Genomic DNA, 24288 nt, shown 5'->3' on the forward strand with positions numbered 1-24288 from the left:
GCGCCCCCACCCTAACCCAACCCCTGTAGGAGCGCGCTCGCGCGCGATGGGCGCTCGCCTCACCCACCGATCGCGCGCAAGCGCGCTCCTACAAAGGCGGGCGATCGGCGGTTCGAACAGGCGCATGCTTCAACGCCAACGCAATCGTCTCCCGCAGAGGCTTCTGATGGTACCTGTCGTCATAAGGATTAGGACGGACCGGCCTCCCATCGGCTCGCTTTCTCACATCCCGCAAATAGCTGTACTTGTCGCAAATACCCCAGAGGAGAAAAGACTTGACCTCCTTAAACGACAACATCTGATCGAGGTATAGCCTTGCGATATCCGCCACTTGTCGATCACGCTCTTTCACGGTGCCCGGTACCATCTGATCGTTCACATCGAACTCCGTGATGGCCATGGAAAATCCCATAGCCGCCACATCATTCAAGAACACACCCCATCGGTCGGGATCAAAGGGTGTCTGGGCCGTCTTGATATGGCTCTGCACGCCGAGCGCGTGAACAGGAACGTGTCGATCTTGCAGCCATCTCAGCAACCTCAACACACCCTGCCTATGTGGCTCTCTATCGGCACGCCAGTCCATGTAGTCGTTATAGAAAAGCTGGGCCTTAGGCATGCTTTCGTGTGCCGCCTCGAATGCGATACGAACCGCGTCGCGCCCCAGGATGCGCGTGAAGACACAGTTTCGAAGCTCTCCCGTACCTACGTCGATGGCCTCATTGATCACATCCCATGAAGTAACCGCGGGCCCGAAGTGCTGCGTCACCTCGTGTATGTAGTTCCTGATGAACGCCTCAGCAGCAATGCGAGGGCGCGGTCCGAAATCGTAATTCAGTAACCAGGGCTGGGCGACCTCATCCTTCATCCAGATCAGGTTATGTCCACGCAGTAACTTACCGTGGTCCCTGGCAAAGGCGACGATCCGGTCGCCGTTGCTGAAGTCGGGGGCGCCACCTTGATCGGGCAAGATGGCATACATCTTGAACTCGTTCTCGGGCACGACCATGGCGCATTCGTTCTGGATCAAGTGAACGACATGAGGGTCGTCAATGTTTCCAAGGCCGATCTCGGAGCCAAAGCAGATACCTTTCGCTGCGGCCAGGCGGTGCAACGGAATATCTGCTTCGGGCGCCGCGATAAGGGTTGATGGTGCGAAAGCGGCTGCACCCGCGAGCCCTCGCAGAAAATCACGGCGGGACAACTTCATCGGAGCGCGCATGGATGATCCGTTCCTCGCGAGACGGTGTTGATCCTGGTCCGATCATAACGTCAACGGCGGACGTTGAACGTGTGGAAGGGTGCCCCGGCTTGGCCCGGACCTGAGGGAGCCGTGCTCTTCGAATGCACCACCGGCCGTCGGCTGGTTGCCTGGCGACGCCGGGGGACCCGCAGGTTCGGGCTCTTCAATGGGGTGGTCGCGCGGGTCCGGTGAATTCGGCGCCGGCGGATCGTAGTCAGGTGGCTGCGGCTTCCCCGGATCGATATCGGGTGACGGCGGCTGCTTGTCTGGGGAGGTGGGATCGCCGATCGGACCCGGATCGGGTGTGCCGCTCGGTGTAGGCGTGTCGCTGTTCATAGGCGGCTCCTTTACGGAACACCACGGTGAGCCCGGCGGTGTGATGGAAGCGCCGCGCGAGCGTTGGCCACGCGTGAGGGCTGCCAACGCCGCCGTCGTGGCAACCCACCCTAACCAACCCCCTGTAGGAGCGCGCTTGCGCGCGATGGGCGCTGGCCTCAACCATCGATCGCGCGCAAGCGCGCTCCTACAAGAGCAGGCTGGTTAGTCCTGCGTCATCAAAATCGCCCGCCACCAACCTCACGCAAAACCAACCAACTCGCATACCCAAACCACCCAAACATCGGGATCGTGATCAACCGCTGCGTCAGTCCACGCGTCACCGCTGGGTCCATACCGGTCATCAGCGCCCACATGTACACAAGCACGAGGAACGCCACCGCCAGGGAGATAGTGTCCCTACCTTCGCCACGCTCAGCTGCGAAGAACGCAGGACAAAGAATGACAGTAAGGCCGATAGCGTAGAGCCCATGCAAAGGACTACCCATCGTAAAGACCCCATTCGAGATCATGCTGACGCCAAAGATGGCCGCCGTTAGCGCCGTGAACGCAAAGCGCGAGCTACCGTGCAGTAAAAGTGCAAAGGCGAATACCAGGATGGACCCGCCTGCGATAATCGCGCCGACCCGGCATGCCATCGCGATCGTCGGCGAGAGCAGCTCGAGCTCGCTCATGTGCTGATGGATGGAGGAATACCCTGGAACGAAAAAGCCCACCACCATCGGGATGAGCATCCCAAAGAGCGGCAGCACCATGGCTGCACGCAAGAACATCTTGGTCACGTAACGAACTCCCCTGTTCATATCGGACGTGCGTCGTTGCGCACGCCCGGCGAATCTAGCTGACCAGGCAGGCATTAGCCATGGCGGGAGCCAGGCCGCCACCTGCGATCCCGGGACAGCCGGGGCTACCCAGGCCTGCGGCGGAGCCAACCGAAAGCCTTCGCCACCCGAAGCAAAAGCCCTTACCCACGAACCGAATTTGTGTAAAAATAATAGGTTACAGCCGATCAGCGGCTCAAAGCACAAATCCAGGGGAAAGTCGTTGAAGATGCGTTTCATCACCACCGCAGACCTTAAGCGCCGCCGGAACTGGATCGATGAGATCGCCAAGCTGGGTCAGAGATTCAATGATGACTCGCTGCGTTTAGAGGGCGAGTTAAAGACCGAGATCAAGAAGGAAGGTACGGCTGCCCTGGTAGGCCACCTGCGCATGGCAGGTGACATCCCCGAGGTGTATGGCCACGACACCAGTGAAGAGAAGCAGTACTCGAAGTACACCGACGCGCTGCTCTCGGAGGCATTCAAGGCGATCGGCCTGAAAAGCACCGTGCTGACGGAGCGCGCCGATGCGGCGGACGTTGAGGCCTTCGGCAAGGACTTCAGCCTGGTGGCTGATGCCAAGGCCTTCAGGATCAGCCGGACGGCGAAGAACGCGGAGGACTTCAAGGTAGCGTCCATGCACGGATGGAAGAAGGGCAAGGACTTTGCGATCGTGGTTTGCCCGCTGCACCAGCTCCCGACGAAAGCGAGCCAGATCTACCAACAGGCCAGCGCCTCAAACGTATGCCTCATGACCTACGCTCATCTTTCGGTGATCGTTCGCTATGCCGATCTGGCCGGGAAATCCGCCGCTGAAACGCTGCTGCGCGCCGTCCTGGATTGCATCAAGACACTAAAGGCCACCAAGGACTCGGTGGCGTACTGGACCTGCCTGAACCAGACCATGCTCGGCTTCAACAAGCGAGTGCACGATCTTTGGGAAGAAGAACAGCAGGCTGCCATCGAGGCCGTCGTCGTGGCGAAAGACGAGGCCACCGCCTTCCTGGCCAAAGAGGAAACGCGAATCCGCAACCTCAGTCACAAAGACGCCATCGCAGATCTTCTGCGTATGCACAAGATCGACAAACGCGTCGGCGTGGTCAAGAACATAGCCTCAAACAACTTGCTGGAATTCGGAAGGCCTGCCGCTCAATGAGCATCACCGAGAACACCATCTACCATCAGGATTCGATCGCAGGCCTTGCTCAAATCGACGATTCATCGATCGACCTGATCCTCAGCGATATCCCGTACGGTATTGGCGCGGCGGACTGGGATGTCCTGCATGCGAACACGAACTCCGCCTTCCTGGGCAGCAGCCCAGCTCAGGCGCGGGCGGGCGACGTCTTCAAACGACGCGGCAAACCCATCAACGGCTGGTCCCAGGCAGACAAAGCCATGCCGCGCGAGTACTACGAATGGTGCCGCAGCTGGGCACCCGAGTGGAACCGTGTCCTCAAGCCCGGTGGATCCGCCATCATCTTCGCCGGGCGTCGCTTTGCGCATCGCTGCATCGTCGCAATGGAAGATTCCGGATTCGTCCTCCGCGACATGCTCGCCTGGGAGCGCCCCACCGCCGTGCATCGCGCGCAGCGACTCAGCGTTGTATTCGACCGTCGAGGCGACACCGAGAGTGCTGAGAAGTGGGACGGTTGGCGCCTGGGTAATTTGCGGCCGACCTTCGAACCCGTTATCTGGTGCATGAAGCCGTACAAGCAAGGCAAGACCATCGCCGACAACGTGCTGGCCTATGGCCTCGGCGCCTACAACGAGGCGGCGTTCATCCGCGCCGAGGGCGAACCGGAAAACATTATCCGTTCCGGCTTCGGGCCGAACGAGCGCGGGCATCACCCCACGCAGAAGCCGCTAGCGCTGATGAAGTCGCTTATCGAACTGGTCACCACCGAGGATCATGTCGTACTCGATCCCTTCTGCGGATCGGGCACGACCCTCGTCGCCGCCAAGCTCCTGGGTCGCAAGTACGTCGGCTTCGAGATTGACGATGCGCATTATCAAGCCGCGGTAGGCCGGCTGGATGAGCTCAAGGGCGGGCTCTTCTAGAAGGCCATAGGTCGCCCGCTCGCCTGCTTCAGCGCGCCCGGCCAGCCGGCGGAACCCACCAGGAAAGCCCATCTACTATCTACATAGTTGACTTACGGTCTCCAGCCGAGTAACTACTATGCCCATAGTAGTAGCGAACCTGTTCCGGCGAGGAAGAACCCTGATGATTGCCTGGATGCTTTATGCGGTGCTCGTGGCCCTTGCCTTGGCCACGACTGCGTTCATGGCCGAACGGGCCGCCAAGGGTCGCGCCGCGCCTACGCGGTGGCTATGGGTCGCGTCCATGCTCGGATCGTTGGTAGTGCCGATCGTCATTGCCTGCGCATCCATACAGCTGCCCGGTAGCTTCGCAGAGGGCCGGACGGCGGGATCGCTGGTGCTGAGTGATGCGACGTCGATCCAAACGCCCCTGACACAAATCCATCTCGATGACGTCCCGGTATACGGGCTGTCCATCAGCGTTGATGACGTCGCCGTTGACCTGTGGGTATCCGCATCAGCACTCATGATATTAACGCTTTCGCTCGGTATGGTTTGGGTGTCGCGACGCAGGCGCAGCTGGCGGAATGACACCCTATACGGTGAACGTGTGTGCATCGCACCCGATACCGGACCCGCCGTTATCGGCTTGATCCGTCCGCAAATCGTCGTACCCGAGTGGCTTCTTCAGATGACCCGGTCGCAACAGGGGTACGCTCTCGCCCACGAACGCTCCCATCTGGAAGCCCGCGACCCGCTTGTCATCGCTTTCGCGCTGGGCTTGCTGACACTGATGCCGTGGAACGGGTTGCTGTGGTGGCAATTTCATCGACTACGTCGTGCCATCGAGATGGATTGCGATGCACGGGTCCTTCAAGGTGGATGCGACGTTTCCGCTTATTGCGAGACCCTGCTTTACGTCGGCCAGCAGAAATCGAAGCACATCCCCCTGCTCCCGGCGATGAGCGACTCCGTCTCGTTTCTTGAGCTTCGCATTCGCCAGATGCTACGCAAGCCCGGCAAGTGGGTGCGGGCATCCACCGTGGCATGCCTGTGTCTTTCGATCGGCATGGCAGTCGTTGCGGCACAGGTCACGCCGCCTAACGCGAGCCGCCCAACCCAGCGCTCCGCGGTGACGCCAGGCCCGGAGACGCTTGATCGCTACACGGGCTTCTATCAGGTCAGCCCCATCTCGCTTATCGACGTGACACGTGCGGATGGGGGCCTTTCTGTCCGCATTACTGGGCAGATGTCCGCGCCCAAGCCTTTCCGGCTCACTCGCGTCAGCCATGATCAATTCACCGTGCAAGGTAACGATGCGCTAGCCGTGCGCTTTGTCACGGATGCGTCCGGACGCGCCATGCGCCTGATCGCTACCCAGGCGGGACGCGTCATCCTTGATCGGCCACGCATCGACGAGGCAACCGCGCGGCAGATCAATCAAGCGCTCGCCGACCGTATCAAAACACAAAAGCCTTTTCCTGGTAGCGAAAAGGCATTGCGTCTGCTTCTCAGCGATCCCGACAGTGGCACCGGTATGAGTCCCGAACTCGCCTGGGAACGTCAGCAGCAGAAAGCAGCGCGTGAGGCCTATCTTGCTCGTATCGGCGCGGTTCAATCCTACGCATTCACGGGTGTGAACGAATTCGGTTCGGATACTTATCTCGTCAAACGCAAGAACGGCGACGAAACGATCATGTTGGTGGTCGATCAGGACGGTACCCTGGCGAACGCCGTTCGGTACTCGCCCATGGCTTCCCCGCAGCAGACCTGACACTCAACCCCATCGCGTTGTGCCCGCAGGCGGCCCTACCGTGGCCGCGCAGGCAGCGCTGTGCCCTATGCCAACCACTGGAGTGATGAGATGACCTCTACAACATGGCGCCACGTTACGGGACTCTATCTGGCCGTGGCCCTATGCAGCGCTGCCGCATCCTGGCCGGCCCATGCCGCGAAGCCCAGCCCTGGAGCCTACACCGGCACGTTGCATGGGGCCCTCTACCGCATCGATGTCCCCGCTAACTGGAACGGCGATCTTGTCATGCTTGTGCATGGCTATCAGCCCGTGGGGGCGCCTGTCTCGACGCCGATGACGGCGGCCGATTCGACTCCCGTGCTCCTCAAGAAAGGCTTCGCCGTCGCCCAGAGCCAATACGCATCGCAGGGCTGGGCGGTAAGCGACGCGATTGCCGACACGGAACGGCTCCGCCAATACTTTGTCAAAACGTATGTAATGCCGAGCCACACCTATATCTATGGCTTTTCGTTGGGAGGGCTGGAAGTCGCCGCCAGCATTGAACGCTACCCCCACACCTATGCTGGCGCGATGATCACCTGCGGGTTAACGGTATCCACACCGGATTTCCTGGACCAGGGCACGGTGACACCGCTCGTGGCCTTTGATGCGTTGATACCGGGTGTCATTCCCGACCTGGCGGCACCTGATTCTCCACCGGCCATCCCGCCCGACACCATCGCCAAGGCCTTGGAGGCGCACCCGAACGAGGCTGCCACTCTGGCAAAGCGCCTGGAGGAGCGGCCGGAAACGCTGCCCACCCTGGCGCTTTACTACATGGTGCTCCGCGAATTCGAGAAGCGCGCGGGCGGGATGCCGGTCGATAACCGCAAGGAGGTGTACGAGGGCTTCGGTGACGACATCGCCTTCAATCGTAAAGTGCATCGCTACAGCGCCTCACCGCAAGCGATGGCCTATGCCAAACAAAACGTCACATTGACGGGCCAAATCGAAACCCCGCTCGTGATGCAATGGAATGCGTTTGACCAGACCATCCCCGCACGATTCCATGGGGTATACCCGGCCCAGATCAAAGCGGCGGGAAGCGCGAAGTGGCTAACCGTGCTCGATCCGGTGGGCGATGGTCACTGTGACTTTACCGACGAGCAGACAGCGGAGGCGTTTGATACGTTGGTGCGAAAGGCCGGCGCTAATCTGTGAACGGGTCAGTCGTTGCCGTGCTCTCGCGCAGCTGCTCATGGAGCCGGAAGGACCGAACTGAGGTGGCTGTCTGTGGCCTCACTTGCCGTGCCCGACACCCACCCCGCACACTCGCTACCGAAGGACTCCACCCAACCGCACAGGGACGTCGCTATGAGCTGCCGCTATTTCGTTGTCGCCGCCGTTTTCTCTGTCGCGTCGGCGACGGCAAGCTCCCTGGTGATGTTTACTCCCGCATGGGCGAATGAGGCGCCGCCCCGCCCGCTTGTCACCGACCCTGTCTATCTGGGCCCCGCTCGCCTCGTCGATATCGGCGGCAGGCATCTGAATCTGTATTGCCGTGGCACGGGTTCGCCGACGGTCATCTTCGACGCCGGCATGAACGACACGACGATTGCCTGGGCACGGGTGCAGCCGGAGATCAGCAAGACGCACATGACCTGTTCGTACGATCGGGCAGGCCTTGGCTTCAGCGATGCGTCCGACCGGCCGGGCACGTCGGCGAACGATGTTGCCCGATCGATCGATGCCAGTTCTTCGTCGACCTTCTGACTGGTGTTCTTCGCGACGGCTGAACTCCGATCCAGCTCTTCGCGGAGGTTATCAGTCGCGTGTCGCGTACCTAAGAAGCCAGGCGACGACCAGTCGCCGGACCGGTCGTGGGTATAGGTATGCCCATCAGAGGCCATGAGCTTTTCTGTGGGGGCGAGGACCGCGTGCTGGACTGCGGTCGGCACCTTGCCCAACTCGTGCCAGCGTTCCTGCTCATAAACCGCCAGGTAGCGCTCAGCGACGCCAAGGTGGGACTGGGCGACATTCTCATGAATGGTTTGTTCGGCGCTGGCATCGAGTTCAGCTGCACGTTGTGGCGACGCGTGCTCAATGTGCGATCGCGACATGCCGTGTTCGAGCCACTGATCTGTTACGTGTCGCGACCACGCCTTGGAGTCAGGATCGCGAATCCAAGGCACTGCGTCTGCGGTGCGCGCATCGTGATCCGTCGGCGCCTGCCTGTATGGGTCCTTGGGCTCATAGTTGTTAGCAAGCGCCAGTTCAACCGCGGTATTGCTTGCTTGATAGGATAGCCGACGTGAGAGCTCGGGACTGGCTACGACGATTTGTTCCCGTGGATGGTTAGGTAACGGTGGAAGGCGTTGTGACCACCCATGCGCCGCATCAAGCGTCCACTCCCTACCCTGCGCATCTTTTTGGTGGCTAATGCGGTACTGGTCGTACTCATTCGCCAGTCGCTCGCCCGCCACGCTGCCCACGATGCCGCCGATACCTGCAGCAACAAGTGCCCCGGGTCCGGTTTCGACGCCAGCTGCGCCCGCCGCCGAAGCGAACATGGCGGCTCCGGCCCAGCCACCGGCATTGCGCCCAGCAAAATGGACAACCTGGGACGTGGCACCCGCATGATTGCCTGCCTCGAACGCATCGACCGCAGCGCCGCCGCTGTTCACACCATCGACCACTGTGGCGCCAAGTCCCGCTGCGCGACCCAACGTGCCTGCATAGGAAGGTCCCCGCGCTGCTTCGGCTAGCTGGGCCGCGGTCGGCCGAGCGAAGTTGAGATGCGGGTTCGGCGCGGTGGTCGGAGCGCCAATGGGAATGTGGCGTGTGGGAGCAGCCAGGCTCGGATCGAGGTCAGCTGGTTTCTGCGGCCAGGAACCCGCACCCATTGCGTGCTCGGGCGCCAGCACCTGATTGGTGCCGCTGGGGAAACCGCGCACTCCAACGCGAGGGTCTAGGCGGAAGACGTGCTCCCCTTCTACTGATCGGTGAAGGACATTAAACCTGGTGTCGGTGGGCTCAAATTCCTTCACGAGGCTGGGCGTTTCATTGAATGCACCCAGATAGTCGCGCATCAAGTTACCGGACCTAACCGACAGCCCATTCCTTAGGTATCCACCACCGACGTCGGAATGCGCACCGGGAACAGTAAGGTTCAGGAAGCGGCCGTCAGCCGAGGCACCTGGCGGGATGACCTGATCAGACGGGAACGAAGCGCGAAACTCGTCCCTTGCGGTGATCTGAAAGCCGGACACGACTGATGAAGAAAGCCGGCGGTCAAACTTCACGGGGCACCGGTGGCTACCGGGTCGAAGAGTCCGACCGCTTGGGGCGTTTTTCCTGGTGAAGCAAGATAGCGTGTGTAGTGGACGCCATCGACTCGCTCTACCTTGGAAGAAGGGTCTGGGATTCCTCGCTCATGAACGATATTTGTGAAGCCTGCGGCTTGGCTGGCACCTCGGCTGAAGCCGATGGCTTGCACACGAACTTTCGCCTCAGGGTCCGCTGTGTGCCACTGGTTCGCCTTCGTGACGAGCGCTTTATAGGCTTTCTCAATGTTGGCTTCGTACGACGCCCCGGTAGCGCTGTCAAAACCACGCTCTAAGCGATTGCCTGTTGTGCCCGGCCCCTCTATGTAATGAACGCTGATCCGTGGATCGCGTCGTGCGGCGGCTTCAAGCTCATTGCTAATCTTCGCCACGTTGGTGGCATGGTCTGGATCGGTGTATTGGTTATTCCCCGTGCCATCGAACGCGACAACGAAAAGGCGTTCTCCACGCTCCCCGGCATGCAAAAACATCGGCGTCTTGAACCGGGATAGTTCGTCGCTTGCGTCCTTTAGCCTCGCAAGGTGCTGAGGATCGGCGTAGTCGTGGCCACCCGCATCCATCGGGCCGCCATCGGCGGCCATCTTCTTGTCATCCATGGTAAGCGTTCCCTGCTCAGTAAGTATGTGTCCACGCGAGTACTGCGTCGCTGCGCTGATGGCTGCTCGGATTGCCTGGAACTTGTTCCGCCTCGGTTGCGATCGACGCCTGCATGTAGACACTAACCGTCCGATCGTCGAGTTCGACCAGGATCATCGGACTTACCGGATCGCGCGACAGCGTCTGAAGCCAGGGTTCTTTAACCTGCTCCCGTGAAACCCTGTGTAGAACGAGCCTGTCCCTGAAAATGGCGTCCAGGTCCACGGAAGCATGTAAGGGCGTGTTGTCGAGAGCAGTCCAGGCAAGCTCAACGGGTCCGGGAAAGGTCTGACCCTTCTTGGGCGAAATGATATGCCCGGAGTTCCAGAGAACATCGCGATCGGCCGGCGGCGGACCGGATGGTACGTCCTGGATCTGGCCCGTCCAATCCCGCTTCTGAGTACCAAACTGATAGCGGTTGTAGACGAAACTGCACGCGAGTGTATTGAAGCACGCGGCCGCGAAGGTGTGGGAGTAGAAACGGATCGGCCACGGCTCTTGCCCGTAGAGCGGGCCAGCAAGCTCGCGTTCCACTTCATTTGACGGCATCTGTGATCCTCCAGATCAACATTCCATAGACAGCAATTCTAGGTTGCGCCGGAAGTCTAGCCTCGAAGGCCGTCACAAAACTACGCGAAAATTCTGAAAAGTCGGTCTGATGTCACTCAGACAGCCCGAGCTTCTCTCTCAGAAATGCCCAGGTACGGTCATTGGCCGATTTGGCCGCTGCAGCATCATAGTGCGCACCGCCGTGGCGGGAGAAAGCGTGGTGGCAGCCCGCATAGGTATAGATCGCGACGTTCGGCCTGCCCGCGAACGCCTCCTTGATCTGCGTCTGGGCCGCTGTGCTGATGAACTCATCAGCGCCGGCCAGATGCATAAGAAAAGGTGCACTGACCGAAGCGGCTTCATCGAGATACTTGTCGGTATCGCCCCCATGGAAGGCCACGGCTGCATCCACCTTGCTGCGTGCCGCGGTGAGGAACGCCATCAGGCCGCCCAGGCAGTAACCCATGACAGCGACATGGCCGGTCGATCGGGGTAGCTCCCGCGCTGCCGCCACGGTGGCCGCGATATCGGAGACGCCCGCGTCGCGGTCATAAGCCATATAGAGCGCCAGCCCCTTCTTCCAGTCAGCCTCTGACGTGACGCTTAGATCGACCCCTGGCTCCTGCCGCCAGAAGAGATCCGGCGCGATGGCGATGAAGCCTTCCGTGGCCAGGGCCTGGCAGGTGAGGCGGATATCTTCGTTGACCCCGAATACTTCGTGCAGGACAACCACGGCGGGAGCACGCTCTACCTCCGGGTATGCGATGTATGCGGAAAACTCGCCTGCGTCGGTCTTGACGGTCATGGTGCTGTTCACGGTCAGATACTCCTGAGGGGGGGCCTGCGGACCATCACCTGCCGGTATTTCGCGGGCTTGTTGGAAATGGCCGGGATTTGCACGGGCGGCGCATAAGCGAGGGACGCAGCTGGAAGCACGCCCGACCGGCTATAGTCTCCACCAACCCGGACCGATCTCGACCCCTAGAGTTTCCTACATGCAGCGCACATCGACGATCCTCGTTTCGCTTGCCCTCACCCTCCTCGCCACCTCCGCCACGGCAACGACGTGCCGAGAGGATGCCTGCGACGTCGGCCAGCATGTCACGACCTATAGCGCCCCGGGCGAACCGGTAGCGATCTGCGCCACGGATGCGCTAGCCGCCTATAGCAACTTCATGCTCTATCTGGTGGCGGCCGATGCGGCGAGTACGCAACAGGCGACGGTCGACCCTAATGCGGTGGAGGCGAAGGCTACCGGGGATAGCGTCGATGTGCTGAAGCGCTTGCGTGAGGCATCTGGCATTGCATCAGCGAATGAGGCTTTGAAAGCATGCTCGCCGTTGAAGTCAGGCGCTAGCGTGGTGGTGCTTGAAGTGAGCAAGAAAACCAACAACGCGAAAGTGTCGGGCACAAACGGGGAAGCGGCGTTCTGGATTCCCACTGGATTTCTTGAACGGTGACTTGATGCGATCGGCCGCGGCGATCAGGATTATCTGAAGTCTTTCGGTGCGCGCATGGCGAATCGATCTAGTCCGAAGCGACGCGCAACATGACCATAGCGTCACCACATCAACGCTCATCAACATCAACAAGCGAACCAAGCCCATTCACTTCCGACTTCGTGAACACAACACGCGCCTGATCTGCTAGGTTGCTCTCGTCACCAGCGCGCCCGCGAAGCTACTGCGCTGGTGACCACCGCGCTTTGCGGTGAGAGTCGCGAGCCAGAGGTGTTACAAGCACCCCTGGCCCGCTAACCACAACCAACTGAAAGAGAGTTGATTATGGATGCCGCTGATCATACGGCACTACCCCGCCCACCGAATCCCCTTGGTGGCACCTCGCCGGTAAACGGACCGCCTGCCTAGTCTGCAGGCACGGTTGACGAACCGCGGCGCGGTCCGCCTTTGAGGTAATTCTTGATCGGATGAGGCAGGCGGAACGCCTGGTGCGCCTCAAATCCGGCCGTTGCCGCACCCACTTCGTCAATCAAGCCATCCGGCGCCCGAGCACGGGTGAACGGTGAAACCGCACGCCTATGGTCCGTGGCACGGCGAGTGAATGTTCGTCGTGCCACGTTAGACCGTGGGGCGATCAACGAATGAACGGGCGAAACACATGACATCCGACGAACAACCATCGAGTGTTCACGATCTTCTGAACGATGCCACCCAGTGGCTTCAATACTCCCGCGGCGTCACAGCCACCCTGGCCGATCTGATTCACGAAGCCGACAACGTCGATTACGCGCAGCTGTCGCTAACGCTGGAAGCCATTGCTGCCATGACCTTGCATGGGACGAGGCAATTGGGTGAGGCACGGGCCCAGATGAGTTGGGAGGCTGCGATGAAAGGCGAGCACTGTTAGCGGCGCTCAGCGTGGATATCGGGATGACCACTGTAGCAAGCCGCTATAGCGTGACCGGCCGTCATGATGCTTAGCCAAATAGCGACGCGCGCAAGAGGTCGCGTCCGCCTTCTTGTGATCATGTGGATGTCTTCTCCTGACGACCGATCTCCATCAGCGCCGCAAGCCCACGCTTCAACGCACGAATACCGCTGTCGCCAATGCGCGCATGCAGCTCGGTATCGATACGATCGCGGGCCGCACCCTGCACTTCAGCCGCGCCGCGACCACGGTCGGTCAATGTGATGACCAGCTTCCGTCGATCGTCGGGGTCACCCTCGCGCGTGAGGTAACCGCGCATGACGAGCGTGTCGACCAGCTGCCCTGCGGCCTGCTTGGTTATGCGCAGCTGCTGGGCCATCAGGCCGAGTGGCGCGTCGCCCGCTCCCATGGCAAGGCCACCGATGATGTAGAGGCCGTTCTCGGGAATATCGTCGTAGCCGGCTTCGTCGAGCGCACGGCGCATGGCGGAAGCATAGGTGCCGCGCGCGTGGCGCAGGAGGGCGGGAACGACGATCTCTTCGTACCAGGTGGGACTCTCGCGATTCATGCGCCTGACCTCGTCAATGACCTTGATAGTCAATCTAATTGACTATTTGGGCAAATGCAAGGCCGCCTGCAAGGTAACTAATGAGCTCTATTACGAATCGCGCTGATCGCCGCCCCCTTCGATTCGGCAAGCCCTGAGTTCCCACACGGATCTACGATGTTCAGGCCGTTGTAGGCCTTGATGAACACGAGATACTGCTTCCCCACGGTCATAGGAAAAGCCCCTGAGCTGTTCTCGGATGTGACCGTAATGACGCTCAGATGCGCGCCCTTATAGATCGTATCGATCCTCAACAGATACCCGCTTCGTCGATGATGCCGGTCAGACATGCAAAAGCTTGTCGGGAACGCCGTGCCGTCTCTTCTGGCAGAGCACTTGGCACGTGAAATTCGCACTCAGTTTCTTGATAAGAAGGCAAGCCGTAGACCACCAAAGCTCTCAATCAAAGCCCGCAGTGATTTGCCCCCCCCTCAGACGCTCACCCGCACTTCGAATACCCACAATTCAAACAAGTCTGGCACCCATCCATCAGTACCAAAGCCTGGGTATTGCACTTAGCGCACAAGGTGGCACCGGCAGGGAACCCAGCCGCGTTCGTATGCGAATCGCTAACCGCCTCAGCCACGGCGGCAGTCACAGGCGCAGCAGCCTTAGGCGCAGCAGCCTTCTCATAAGCAGCCCGCTTCTCAGCGATAAGGCGCTTGGTAGCCTCATCCATCTCCGGATCATGAATCAGCCCGATGGACTTCATGTGCTGCTCAATCACAGCGCCAATCTCGGCGACGATGCTGGGCATGTAGACGCCGCCGGCCTTGAAGTAGCCGCCACGCGGGTCAAAAACAGCCTTGAGTTCTTCGACGATAAACGTCACGTCGCCACCCTTGCGGAAGACGGCGGACAGGATTCGGGTGAGCGCCACGATCCACTGGAAGTGGTCCATGTTCTTCGAGTTGATGAACAGCTCGAAGGGGCGGCGCATTTCGTGCGGGGTACCGGCGTTGAGCACGATATCGTTGATGGTCACGTACAGCGCGTGCTCGAAGAGCGGCGACTTGATCTTGTACGTATTGCCCACCAGGGTTTCCGGACGCTCGAGGCTCTCGTGCATCTGGATGACTTCGGCGACGGGTGCGACCTCTTTGACCGGCGCGGAGGCGGCGGCTGAAGGGGTCTTGTCCTCGGGCTTAACGACGTTATAGCCCTTGATCTTCTTTTCGATCTTGATCGCCATTTTTCTTCTTCTCTTACCAGGTGGAATCCGGCCCGGCGCGAACGCCGGGCCGGATGGGTACTACTTACTTACGACGGCCACGCACGGCGCTCTTACGCGCCGGCGAACGGCCGGTCTTGCTGGCAGTGGACCTCTTGGCCGCCTTGGCGACCTTCTTCGGAGCAGCGGCCTTTCGGACCGTCTTCTTCGCAGCCGTGCGGTTGGCGACCTTGCGGGTTACCTTGGCTACGGCCTTCTTTACCGCCTTGCGGGCGGTGGAAGCTTTCTTCACTACGCGGGTGGCAGCCTTTTTGGCGGCCTTCTTCGCGGTGGTGACTTTACGGGCTACTTTCTTGGCGACGGTCTTGGCGACCTTGCGGGCTGCGGCCTTCTTGGGGGCCTTATCGCGCGCAAGACGCGCTCCTACACGGGAGCTCGCCTTTTTAGCGGCTGACTTCTTGGCGATGGTCTTCTTCGGAGCGGCTTTCTTGACTGCTGCCTTTTTGACTGCCTTCTTAGCGACGGCCTTCTTCGGGGCAGCCTTCTTGACGGCGGCCTTCTTCGGCGCAGCCTTCTTGACGGCGGCCTTCTTCGGAGCAGCCTTCTTGGCAGCGGCCTTCTTCACGGCAGCCTTCTTCGGAGCGGCAGCCTTCTTCGGAGCGGCAGCCTTCTTAGCGGCGGCCTTCTTCGGAGCAGCCTTCTTGGCAGCGGCCTTCTTGGCGGCAGCCTTCTTCGGAGCAGCAGCCTTCTTGGCGGCAGCCTTCTTCGCCGGAGCCGGTTCAGCGGCGGCGGCCTTTTTGACCGGGGCCTTCTTCGCGGCTGCTTTCTTAGACGGGGCCTTCTTGGTCACCTTTTTGGCCGCGCCATCGCGCGCAAGGCGCGCTCCTACAGGGGCTTCGGCTGCCTGGTCGTCGGCCTGGTGGGCTGCGATTTCGTCGCCGGAGATGTCTTTCTGGCTGGTGAGGACCGGGGCGGGCTTGGGCTTGCGCGGGGCCTTGGGCTTCACGACCTTGGCGACCGGGGCGTCGAGTTCGTCGGCGTAGTCCGGCTCGCTGGACGAGACGGCGTCGGTGGCTTCAACGGTGGGGGCCGGGGTCGGGTCGATGACCTTCTTGGCGACCGGCTTCTTCTTTACGACCTTCTTCGCAACGATCGGCGGGTGGCCGGGGGTCGCGGATTCGGTTTCCGACACCGGGACTTCGTGGGTCTCGGTGGTGTCGGTGGTATCGGTCGATTCGGTGGTCTCGCCGTTGGGCAGTTCCGCCTCGTCGATCTGGATTTCTTCGTTCGTCATAACTTTTTTCCCTCTCCGCGGGGGTCAGAACTTGCCGTAGTAACCTTCTTTCAGGGCATCGAAGAGGTTGGCGGCGGTGTGCATCTCGCCGTCATATTCGACCTCATCATTACCCTTCAACTCGACAACGCTACCGTCTTCTAATTCGAAGCGGTAGAGGGTGTTCTCCAAGTCGGTCTCTTTTACAAGCACGCCCTGGAACGCGGCGGGGTTGAAACGGAACGTGGTGCAGCCTTTAAGCCCTTGCTTATAGGCGTAGAAATAGATGTCCTTGAAGTCTTCGTACGGGTAATCCGTCGGGACGTTCGCGGTTTTGGAAATGGAGCTGTCGATCCACTTCTGGGAGGCCGCCTGGATATCGACGTGCTCCTTGGGGCTGATGTCGTCGGCGGCGACGAAGTAATCCGGCAGGCGGTTCTTCGCGTCGTCGGTGTACGGAACGGCCTCGCCATTGATCAGGGCGCGGTAGGCCAGCAGCTCGTAGCTGTAGACCTCGACCTTTTCCTTCGACTTCTTGCCTTCGCGGATGACATTACGCGAGTAATGGTGCGCGAAGCTGGGCTCAATGCCGTTCGAGGCGTTGTTGGCCAGGCTCAGCGAGATCGTGCCGGTCGGGGCGATCGACGAATGGTGGGTGAAGCGGGCGCCGACCTTGGCCAGCTCGGCGACGAGCTCCGGGGCCACCTCGGCCACGCGCTGCATGTAGCGCGAATACTTCGCGTGCAGCTCGGAACCCTTGATCTGCTGGCCGACCTTCCAGCCATCCTTCACCATCTCCGGGCGCTTGCGCAGCATGTCGCCGGTGACTTCGAAGGACTGCGCCAGCACCGGGGCCGGGCCCTTTTCCTTCGCCAGTTCCAGGGCGACTTCCCAGCCAGCGACGGCCATGTCGCGGCTCACTTCTTCCGTGAACTGCACGGCATCGGCAGCGCCGTAGCGCATCTTCAGCATGGTCAGGGTCGAGCCCAGGCCGAGGAAGCCCATGCCGTGGCGGCGCTTGCTCAGGATCTCGTGCTGCTGCTGCGGGAGCGGCAGGCCGTTGATTTCGACCACGTTATCGAGCATGCGGGTAAACACGCGGACGACTTCGCGGTATTCCTCCCAGTCGAAACGGGCCTTCGGGCCGAACGGGTCGCGCACGAAGGTGGTGAGGTTCACCGAGCCGAGCAGGCAGGAGCCGTACGGCGGCAGCGGCTGCTCGCCACACGGGTTGGTGGCGCGGATGTGCTCGCACCACCAGTTGTTGTTCATCTCGTTGACGCGGTCGATCAGGATGAAGCCCGGCTCGGCGTAGTCATACGTCGAGACCATGATCATGTCCCACAGGTGGCGGGCGCGGATGTGGCCGTAGATCTTGCAGGCGACCAGGCCATCGTCACGGGTGACGTAGTGCTCCTTGGTCGGCCATTCGCGCCAGACGACCTTGCTGGCGTCGGTCAGGTCGATCTCGTGCTGTTCCTTGACGTGCACCGGGAACACGGTCGGCCAATCCTGGTCGTTCTCCACCGCATCCATGAAGCCATCGGTGATGAGCAGGCTGAGGTTGAACTGGCGCAGGCGGCCATCCTCGCGCTTGGCGCGGATGAATTCCTTGGCGTCCGGGTGGCTGATATCGAAGGTGCCCATCTGCGCACCGCGGCGGCCGCCGGCGGAGGAGACGGTGAAGCACATCTTGTCGTAGATATCCATGAACGACAGCGGACCCGAGGTATGGGCGCCGGCACCGCTCACGTACGCGCCACGCGGGCGCAGCGTGCTGAACTCGTAACCGATACCGCAACCTGCCTTCAGGGTCAGGCCGGCTTCGTGGACCTTCTCCAGGATGTCATCCATGGAATCGTGGATGGTGCCGGAGACGGTGCAGTTGATCGTCGAGGTGGCCGGCTTGTGCGCGAGCGCGCCAGCGTTCGAGGTGATGCGGCCAGCGGGGATCGCACCGCGGCGCAGGGCCCAGAGGAAACGCTCGAACCAGTGGGCGCGCAGCTCGTCGGTGGCTTCCACATCGGAGAGGGCACGGGCGACACGCTGGTAGGTCTCATCCACTGAGCCATCGACGGGCGCGCCCGACTTGGCCTTCAGGCGGTACTTCTTGTCCCAGATGTCGTAGGAGGCCGGCTGCAGCGGAATGGCCGATTCAAGGCCGAGGGCCTGTGCGCGTGCGGTGCTCATGTATGTGTCGTCCTCAGTACTCGGCCTGTGTCGGCCGTTCTTATTGGTATGCGTAGGCGCAACCTGTCGGCTCCCTCCCCCCGGAAGAAACCAACCATCCTCTACCACCCCTGGCGCCCGGGCCGAAAAGCCTTTCCAGACGCCGGGTTGTTGCTTGAACCTGAGTCTCCGCAGCACCAGCACTTGGTAACTATCGAACGAAGGAACACAAGATGTTGTGGTTGCGGCCGGGGTTGAACCTTACGCTCGGAGGGGTGCGATGTAAAGTGTCTGACATAGCAATCTCATGGGTTGAAACCCGTCGATGATCTGGTGGTCTGAGGGTCGTTGCGGGCATCGCGCGCAAGCGCGCTCCTACATGGATCAGGCAAGCCCCACGCACGCCGCAGACATGTAGGAGCGCGCTTGCGCGCGATGCCCTCCCCAAAAACCCCGAGACGGAATTCCCATGCCGATATCCCCACGCACCCTCGCCACCGCCCTCGCTCTAACCCTCGCCACCCCCGCCTTCGCCGGCATCCCACCCGCCGTCGAGGGCCAACCCATCCCCTCGCTGGCACCGATGCTCGCCAAGGTCACCCCCGCCGTGGTGAACATCAGTACGAAGACGCGCGTGCGCGCTCGTGCCGGATATGCGGAGGATCCGTTGTTCACCCAGCTGTTCGGCCAGGGCGTGCCGCGTGAGCGGGTGGAGCAGAGCCTGGGCTCGGGCGTGGTGGTGGATGCGGCCAAGGGCTATGTCCTGACCAATAACCATGTGGTCGGTGGCGCGGACGACATCACCGTGACCCTGCAGGATGGTCGTGACCTCAAGGCCAAACTGATCGGCACGGATCCCGACACCGACGTGGCGGTGCTGCAGATTCCCGCCGAGGGCCTGCAGGCGATGCCGATCGCCGACTCAGCCCAACTGCGGGTCGGCGATTTCGTCGTCGCCGTAGGCGATCCGTTCGGCCTGGGCCAGACCGCGACCTCGGGCATGGTCTCGGCGGTGAACCGCACCGGCCTGGGCAAGGGCATCCAGAACTTCATCCAGACCGATGCCTCGATCAATCCCGGCAACTCCGGCGGCGCACTGGTGAACCTGCGCGGCGAGCTGGTCGGGATCAACTCGATGATCTTCACTCCCTCGGGCGGCAATGTCGGCATCGGCTTCGCCATTCCCACCGACCTGGCCACGTCGGTGATGAAGCAGTTGCTCGCTTACGGCAAGGTCCGCCGCGGCAACCTGGGCGTGGAAGTGCAGGACATCACCCCGCGCATCGCGAAGGCGCTGGGCCTGAAGGATACGAATGGCGCGGTGGTCACCGGCGTCACCGGCGGCTCCCCCGCCGATAGCGCCGGCCTGCAGACCGGCGACGTGCTGACCGCCATCGATGGCAAGCCGGTGCGCTCGGCGCAGGAGCTGCGCAACACCGAGGGTCTGCTGCCGCTGGGGGCGAAGGTGAAGCTGAGCGTGCAGCGTGAAGGCGCGCCGCGTGAGGTACTGGCTTCGATCGAGGCATCGAAGCTCGCGACGGTGGACGGGGCGAAGGTGGATGCGCGCCTCGCCGGGACGGTGCTCACCGATCTCACCCCCGAGCAGAAGCAGCAAGGGCTCTACGGCGTGGCGTTGAGCAATGTGCGTCAGGCCTCGGCGGCGTACCAGGCCGGGCTACGCGATGGCGACGTGGTCGCCGCGATCGGCCAGCGCCGGGTGCCCGGGGTGAAGGGCTTGCCGACCACGGGCACGCTGGGCGGGCGCCAGCTGTTGCTGACGATCGTCCGCGACGACGCTGTCTACTACGCCGTCCTGTAGGAGCGCGCTTGCGCGCGATCCACGTTGCCGCGAGCACCCATCGCGCGCAAGCGCGCTCCTACAGGGAGGCGGTCGCCCGCTTGAGGCGGCGCTGTCCAGCATTCTCATGAGACTTTTCTTCCTACAGCCTACGTTCTGTTTGGCCCCGGCAGGATGCTGAATGACGTCTATGGTGCGCGCGGGGCCCTTATGGCCCACAATTGCGGCCCAAATCTGCCACCCCGCTTTGTCCGGAGTTCTTGCCGTCCATGTCTCTTCGTCTCGCGCGCCTGTTTACCGCCACGCTGATCGGCCTTACGGCCTCTGCCACCGTCCTCGCTGCAGGACCGCAACTGATCTGGCGTGGTGACGTCACTACCGCGCGTGGCGTGGTCACCGATGTGGCCAAGGCCTGGGAGAAATCCGGCAAGGGCAAGTTCGAACTGCAGCCGTTCAACACGGCCTCGGGCCTTGATGCGGTCGCCGCTGGCACGGCCGACCTCGCAGGCTCGGCCCGCCCGAGCATCGGTGGCAAGGAATCGTCGCTCACCTTCACCCCCGTCGCATGGGATGGCCTGGTCATGGTCACCTACCCGTCGAACCCGGTCAGCAACATCACCCTGATGCAGCTGCACGAGATCTACATGGGCCACATCACCAACTGGAAGGACCTCGGTGGCGATGACGCGCCGATCAACCTTTATGCGGTGGCGAGCCCGGGCGATGGCGTCGAGTGGAGCCTGCGCAAGCTGCTGTTCGGCCGCGGTAACCAGCCGGTCGCTGCACCGCGCCTGTACGTGAACCAGTCGAAGCTGGAAGAAGGTGTCACCCTCGACCGTCGCGGTCTCGGTGCCACCACGCTCGCCGGTGCCGGCGGCAACCCGAAGCTCAAGCTGCTCTCGATCGATGGCGTGAAGCCCTCGGCCGCGACCGTCGCGAGCGGCGCGTACCCGCTGTACACCGAGCTCTACCTGGTCAGCAACGATGCCAGCCCGAAGGCCGCCGACGTGAAGGAATTCCTCGCGTTCGTGACCTCCAACCAGGGTGGTTCGCTGCTGAAGGCACATAACCTGCTGCCGTATGCCGATGGCACCGCGCTCGCCGCTGCCGATGCTGGCCGCCGCGCGAAGATCGCTTCCACCGTCGGTACCCGCGGCAACGTGGGCCAGGCGATGAATACGCCAGCCGTCGCCGCCGCTGCCGCCCCGGCCGCTGCTGCGGAAGCTGCGAAGGAAGCTGCGAAGGAAGCCGTCAAGGCTGCACCGAGCGTCGCCAAAGGCAAGGCAGCCGCGAAGGCCGCTGCGAATACTGCCGCCGCCGAAGCCTCGCCGTTCGCCCACATCGTCGCCAGCGTCACGACCACGGCCCACCAGGGCTTCAGCGGTATCCGCGCCGACGCGTTCACCGCCTCGGACAACGCGAAGATCGGTGGCAAGTTCGCCAAGGTCACCGGTGATGCCGTGACCGTCGCCGGCAAGAACACGGCCAAGCCGGCCGTGGATGCCAGCGAGAAATCCGACAAGATCGCAACGCCGAAGGTGGCCGAAGCCAAGCCGGCAGCGAAGGCTGCCACGCCGAAGGCCGTGGTCGCCAAGGCTGAGAAGAAGCCGGCCGCGGCTGCCGCCGGTAGCAAGACCTACAAGGTCGCCTCGGGCGATACGCTGTATTCCATCGCCAAGAAGAACAACCTGGATGTCGCCAAGCTGCGCGCGATGAACGGGCTGAAGGACAACAACGTGAAGCTCGGGCAGGCGCTTAAGGTGTCTCCGCGCTGAGGTACCCCATCGCGCGCAAGCGCGCTCCTACACAAGACCTGCGCAGGCCTTTATAGGAGCGCGCTTGCGCGCGATACCTCAACCCGCGACAACGCCCCAACGCCGCGCGCCCCGGCCACGGAAACCCCAATGCACCCCATCCGCGCCATTACCCTCGACCTCGATGACACCCTGTGGCCCGTGCTCCCGGCCCTGATCGAGGCCGAACACTGCGTGGATCGCTGGCTGAAGGAGCATCACCCCGACGTCGCCACGAAGTGGCCGATCGAGGCGATGCGCGAGTTGCGTGAGAAGGTGGCGCGTGAGCACACCCACCTTTCCCACGATTTCAGCGCCCAGCGGAAGATCACGATCCGCCAGGCCTTCGAGGCCTGCGGTATCGACGACGCCCCGGTGGATGCGCTTTGGGCCATCTATTTCGCGGCGCGTAATAACGTCGAGCTCTACCCTGATTCCCTGGCCGCGCTGGAACGCATCGCGGCGATGATGCCGATTGTCAGCATTTCCAACGGTAATGCCGACCTGGAAGTGATCGGCCTGCACCATCTGTTCCATACCCGGATCAATGCCATGGGCGCGGGTGTGGCCAAGCCGGATCCGAAGATCTTCCTGGCCGCCGCCGAGGCGCTGGGCCTGGCGCCTGCCGAGATCCTTCACGTCGGTGATGACCCACTGCTCGATGTGGTGGGCGCCCACGAGGCCGGCTTGAGAACGGTCTGGCTCAACCGTACCGGCGCGACCTGGTCGCATGGTCCAGCCCCGGACCTGGAATTCGCAGATATGTGCGATCTGGCCAATTGGCTTGACGCTTCCGTCGCCCGGGGTGGCTAGAATATGGGCTGTAACTCAACCAGTCATTGACGCGGCCGCCCATCGCCGCGAGGCACGGGAGGCCTGATGTCGCCACTGATCGACCGGAAATCCGGAAAGCGCTCCGTCATTACTATCGAGCTCGTGGATGCGGCTTCCATGCCCGCCATGGAGCAGAAGCTCGGTGCCCAGCACCGGACGTGGCTGGCATCCCTGGGTTTTCGTCCGACCGCCGGTTCGGTGGCTGTCCTTCCCAATAACGCCGGTGCGCTCTCGCGCGTGCTGGTCGGCGTGGACCGCAAGGAGCCGCTCTCGATTCTGGGCGGTCTGCCGCAGCGTTTGCCCGAAGGCATCTACCAGCTCACCGAAGACTCGATCGTGGAAGACCGCGAGCTGGTCGCACTCGGCTGGGCGCTGGGTGCGTATCGCTTTGAACGCTACCGCAAGGCCGCTCGCCCGGTCGCTCAGTTGCTGGTCGAGCCGGCTACCCTGCGCGCCGTGCAGCCGCTGATGGAAGCGGTATTCGAAGTGCGCGACCTGGTGAACACCCCGACCGAGGACATGGGCCCGGCGGATCTCTCCGCGGCGATCCATGCGCATGCCACCGAGCACAAGGCAAAGGTGCGCGAGTGGGTCGGCGATGAGCTGCTCGCGAATAACTTCCCAACGATTCATGCCGTAGGCCGCGCGAGCCATCGCGATCCGCGCTTCATCGAATTGACCTGGGGCAAGAATTCCAACCCGAAGCTGGTGATCGTCGGCAAGGGCGTGTGCTTCGACACCGGCGGCCTGGACATCAAGCCATCCGATGGCATGCGCTGGATGAAGAAGGACATGGGCGGTGCCGCCCACGCTATCGCCCTCGCCGGCCTGGTGATGAAGGCGCGCCTGCCGGTGCGCCTCACCCTGCTGGTGCCCGCGGTGGAGAACGCGATCGCCGGTAACGCGATGCGCCCGGGCGAAGTCATCCGCACCCGCGCGGGGCACACGGTGGAAGTGGACAACACCGATGCCGAAGGCCGCCTGGTGCTGTGCGATGCACTGGCCTTCGCGGTCGAGCAGTCGCCGGACCTTATCGTCGATTTCGCGACGCTGACCGGTGCTGCGCGCGTGGCGTTGGGTCCCGAGATTCCCGCCCTGTTCACCAACCGCGACAAGCTGGCCGATGAAGTGATCGGCGCTGCGGAATCCGTCGACGACCCGATGTGGCGCTTGCCGCTGTGGCGCCCGTACCGGCGCATGCTCGAGTCGTACGTCGCCGATTTCGCTAACGCGGGGCCCTCACGCCACGCGGGTGCGATCACCGCGGCGCTGTACCTCGAACGCTTCGTCCCGGAAAGCCAGAACTGGATGCACCTCGACACCTACGCGTGGAACGACGGCGACCGCCCCGCCCACCCCCGCGGCGGCGAAGCCCAGGGCCTCCGCGCATTCTTCAAATTCCTCTCCACCCGCTATTCCTAACCACCACGCCACAACCGCCCCGACACCCTGTAGGAGCGCGCTTGCGCGCGATAGCTACTCGCCTCACCCCACCATCCAAACCGATACCCTGTAGGAGCGCGCTTGCGCGCGATCGCGCGCAAGCGCGCT

General features: G+C 62.2%; 20 protein-coding genes. 10 read left to right on the forward strand and 10 right to left on the reverse strand.

Features of this window, described 5'->3' with window-relative positions; translation table 11 throughout:
* Positions 1-88: 88 nt before the first annotated feature.
* Both VGN46_RS11000 and VGN46_RS11005 read right to left on the reverse strand, forming a co-directional pair.
* A complete protein-coding gene (locus VGN46_RS11000) occupies positions 89-1222 on the reverse strand; it encodes an endo-1,4-beta-xylanase (RefSeq protein ID WP_331643668.1) in 1134 nt (377 codons plus the stop codon).
* Positions 1223-1797: 575 nt separating this feature from the next.
* Positions 1798-2640 carry a DUF998 domain-containing protein gene (locus tag VGN46_RS11005; protein ID WP_331643670.1) on the reverse strand — a complete coding sequence of 281 codons (843 nt, stop codon included), beginning with the start codon at positions 2638-2640 and terminating at the stop codon, positions 1798-1800.
* Between VGN46_RS11005 and VGN46_RS11010 the strand changes: the two genes are divergently transcribed.
* The 4 genes from VGN46_RS11010 (at position 2630) to VGN46_RS11025 (ending at position 7396) form a co-directional block, all read left to right on the forward strand.
* Positions 2630-3556: a HindIII family type II restriction endonuclease gene (locus tag VGN46_RS11010; RefSeq protein WP_331643672.1), complete on the forward strand. Its 927-nt coding sequence runs from the start codon at positions 2630-2632 to the stop codon at positions 3554-3556. The two genes, VGN46_RS11005 and VGN46_RS11010, sit on opposite strands and share 11 nt — an antisense overlap.
* Positions 3553-4461 (forward strand): site-specific DNA-methyltransferase, encoded by a 909-nt coding sequence (locus VGN46_RS11015; protein ID WP_331643674.1) that lies wholly within the window; start codon positions 3553-3555, stop codon positions 4459-4461. The genes VGN46_RS11010 and VGN46_RS11015 overlap by 4 nt, the downstream gene beginning before the upstream one ends.
* Before the next feature lie 163 nt (positions 4462-4624).
* Positions 4625-6214, forward strand: a complete 1590-nt coding sequence (locus tag VGN46_RS11020) for a M56 family metallopeptidase (protein WP_331643676.1) — start codon at positions 4625-4627, stop codon at positions 6212-6214.
* A gap of 60 nt (positions 6215-6274) precedes the next feature.
* Positions 6275-7396 (forward strand): hypothetical protein, encoded by a 1122-nt coding sequence (locus VGN46_RS11025; protein ID WP_331643679.1) that lies wholly within the window; start codon positions 6275-6277, stop codon positions 7394-7396.
* Positions 7397-7677: 281 nt separating this feature from the next.
* On the opposite strand, the gene VGN46_RS11030 is transcribed toward VGN46_RS11025, so the two are convergent.
* From VGN46_RS11030 to VGN46_RS11045, 4 genes are all read right to left on the reverse strand, one after another.
* A complete protein-coding gene (locus VGN46_RS11030) occupies positions 7678-9477 on the reverse strand; it encodes a hypothetical protein (RefSeq protein ID WP_331643682.1) in 1800 nt (599 codons plus the stop codon).
* On the reverse strand, positions 9474-10115 hold the full coding sequence (locus VGN46_RS11035; RefSeq protein WP_331643685.1) for a DUF2235 domain-containing protein: 642 nt from the start codon (positions 10113-10115) through the stop codon (positions 9474-9476). The genes VGN46_RS11030 and VGN46_RS11035 overlap by 4 nt, the downstream gene beginning before the upstream one ends.
* Before the next feature lie 16 nt (positions 10116-10131).
* Positions 10132-10704 (reverse strand): hypothetical protein, encoded by a 573-nt coding sequence (locus tag VGN46_RS11040; RefSeq protein WP_331643687.1) that lies wholly within the window; start codon positions 10702-10704, stop codon positions 10132-10134.
* Between the two features lie 112 nt (positions 10705-10816).
* The gene (locus VGN46_RS11045) at positions 10817-11521 is read right to left on the reverse strand and encodes a dienelactone hydrolase family protein (protein ID WP_331643689.1); all 705 of its coding nucleotides are present in this window, start codon (positions 11519-11521) and stop codon (positions 10817-10819) included.
* A gap of 178 nt (positions 11522-11699) precedes the next feature.
* Here VGN46_RS11045 and VGN46_RS11050 point away from each other — a divergent pair, with 178 nt between their 5' ends.
* Both VGN46_RS11050 and VGN46_RS11055 read left to right on the forward strand, forming a co-directional pair.
* A complete protein-coding gene (locus tag VGN46_RS11050) occupies positions 11700-12164 on the forward strand; it encodes a hypothetical protein (RefSeq protein WP_331643692.1) in 465 nt (154 codons plus the stop codon).
* Between the two features lie 658 nt (positions 12165-12822).
* Positions 12823-13071 carry a hypothetical protein gene (locus VGN46_RS11055; protein WP_331643694.1) on the forward strand — a complete coding sequence of 83 codons (249 nt, stop codon included), beginning with the start codon at positions 12823-12825 and terminating at the stop codon, positions 13069-13071.
* Positions 13072-13189: 118 nt separating this feature from the next.
* Here the strand turns inward: VGN46_RS11055 and VGN46_RS11060 are convergent, their stop codons facing one another.
* From VGN46_RS11060 to VGN46_RS11075, 4 genes are all read right to left on the reverse strand, one after another.
* On the reverse strand, positions 13190-13660 hold the full coding sequence (locus tag VGN46_RS11060; protein WP_331643696.1) for a MarR family winged helix-turn-helix transcriptional regulator: 471 nt from the start codon (positions 13658-13660) through the stop codon (positions 13190-13192).
* A 478-nt stretch (positions 13661-14138) separates the two neighbouring features.
* On the reverse strand, positions 14139-14891 hold the full coding sequence (locus VGN46_RS11065; protein WP_331643699.1) for an NrdJb: 753 nt from the start codon (positions 14889-14891) through the stop codon (positions 14139-14141).
* A 64-nt stretch (positions 14892-14955) separates the two neighbouring features.
* Positions 14956-16164 carry a hypothetical protein gene (locus VGN46_RS11070; protein ID WP_331643701.1) on the reverse strand — a complete coding sequence of 403 codons (1209 nt, stop codon included), beginning with the start codon at positions 16162-16164 and terminating at the stop codon, positions 14956-14958.
* 24 nt (positions 16165-16188) lie between these two features.
* A complete protein-coding gene (locus VGN46_RS11075; protein ID WP_331643704.1) occupies positions 16189-18333 on the reverse strand; it encodes an adenosylcobalamin-dependent ribonucleoside-diphosphate reductase in 2145 nt (714 codons plus the stop codon).
* A 448-nt stretch (positions 18334-18781) separates the two neighbouring features.
* On the opposite strand from VGN46_RS11075, the gene VGN46_RS11080 reads away from it, so the two are divergent.
* From VGN46_RS11080 to VGN46_RS11095, 4 genes are all read left to right on the forward strand, one after another.
* Positions 18782-20131: a Do family serine endopeptidase gene (locus VGN46_RS11080; protein ID WP_331643706.1), complete on the forward strand. Its 1350-nt coding sequence runs from the start codon at positions 18782-18784 to the stop codon at positions 20129-20131.
* 248 nt (positions 20132-20379) lie between these two features.
* Positions 20380-21885 carry a substrate-binding domain-containing protein gene (locus tag VGN46_RS11085; RefSeq protein ID WP_331643708.1) on the forward strand — a complete coding sequence of 502 codons (1506 nt, stop codon included), beginning with the start codon at positions 20380-20382 and terminating at the stop codon, positions 21883-21885.
* Positions 21886-22014: 129 nt separating this feature from the next.
* Positions 22015-22716, forward strand: coding sequence for an HAD family hydrolase (locus VGN46_RS11090; protein WP_331643710.1), 702 nt, complete (start codon positions 22015-22017; stop codon positions 22714-22716).
* A 66-nt stretch (positions 22717-22782) separates the two neighbouring features.
* Positions 22783-24159: a leucyl aminopeptidase family protein gene (locus VGN46_RS11095; RefSeq protein ID WP_331643712.1), complete on the forward strand. Its 1377-nt coding sequence runs from the start codon at positions 22783-22785 to the stop codon at positions 24157-24159.
* The last annotated feature ends 129 nt before the right edge of the window (positions 24160-24288 follow it).

Origin of the sequence: Luteibacter sp., assembly GCF_036500425.1 — a bacterium.
Taxonomy (GTDB): Bacteria; Pseudomonadota; Gammaproteobacteria; order Xanthomonadales; family Rhodanobacteraceae; genus Luteibacter.

What these genes read in the sequence shown, in the direction of transcription:
- VGN46_RS11010 (WP_331643672.1), top strand. Translation starts at nt 2,630, where the DNA reads ATGCGTTTCATCACCACCGCAGACCTTAAGCGCCGCCGGAACTGGATC.
- VGN46_RS11040 (WP_331643687.1), bottom strand. Translation starts at nt 10,704, where the DNA reads ATGCCGTCAAATGAAGTGGAACGCGAGCTTGCTGGCCCGCTCTACGGG.
- VGN46_RS11070 (WP_331643701.1), bottom strand. Translation starts at nt 16,164, where the DNA reads ATGACGAACGAAGAAATCCAGATCGACGAGGCGGAACTGCCCAACGGC.
- VGN46_RS11050 (WP_331643692.1), top strand. Translation starts at nt 11,700, where the DNA reads ATGCAGCGCACATCGACGATCCTCGTTTCGCTTGCCCTCACCCTCCTC.
- VGN46_RS11020 (WP_331643676.1), top strand. Translation starts at nt 4,625, where the DNA reads ATGATTGCCTGGATGCTTTATGCGGTGCTCGTGGCCCTTGCCTTGGCC.
- VGN46_RS11090 (WP_331643710.1), top strand. Translation starts at nt 22,015, where the DNA reads ATGCACCCCATCCGCGCCATTACCCTCGACCTCGATGACACCCTGTGG.
- VGN46_RS11015 (WP_331643674.1), top strand. Translation starts at nt 3,553, where the DNA reads ATGAGCATCACCGAGAACACCATCTACCATCAGGATTCGATCGCAGGC.
- VGN46_RS11035 (WP_331643685.1), bottom strand. Translation starts at nt 10,115, where the DNA reads ATGGATGACAAGAAGATGGCCGCCGATGGCGGCCCGATGGATGCGGGT.
- VGN46_RS11005 (WP_331643670.1), bottom strand. Translation starts at nt 2,640, where the DNA reads ATGAAACGCATCTTCAACGACTTTCCCCTGGATTTGTGCTTTGAGCCG.
- VGN46_RS11060 (WP_331643696.1), bottom strand. Translation starts at nt 13,660, where the DNA reads ATGAATCGCGAGAGTCCCACCTGGTACGAAGAGATCGTCGTTCCCGCC.
- VGN46_RS11080 (WP_331643706.1), top strand. Translation starts at nt 18,782, where the DNA reads ATGCCGATATCCCCACGCACCCTCGCCACCGCCCTCGCTCTAACCCTC.
- VGN46_RS11065 (WP_331643699.1), bottom strand. Translation starts at nt 14,891, where the DNA reads ATGGCGATCAAGATCGAAAAGAAGATCAAGGGCTATAACGTCGTTAAG.
- VGN46_RS11075 (WP_331643704.1), bottom strand. Translation starts at nt 18,333, where the DNA reads ATGAGCACCGCACGCGCACAGGCCCTCGGCCTTGAATCGGCCATTCCG.
- VGN46_RS11000 (WP_331643668.1), bottom strand. Translation starts at nt 1,222, where the DNA reads ATGCGCGCTCCGATGAAGTTGTCCCGCCGTGATTTTCTGCGAGGGCTC.
- VGN46_RS11055 (WP_331643694.1), top strand. Translation starts at nt 12,823, where the DNA reads ATGACATCCGACGAACAACCATCGAGTGTTCACGATCTTCTGAACGAT.
- VGN46_RS11085 (WP_331643708.1), top strand. Translation starts at nt 20,380, where the DNA reads ATGTCTCTTCGTCTCGCGCGCCTGTTTACCGCCACGCTGATCGGCCTT.
- VGN46_RS11095 (WP_331643712.1), top strand. Translation starts at nt 22,783, where the DNA reads ATGTCGCCACTGATCGACCGGAAATCCGGAAAGCGCTCCGTCATTACT.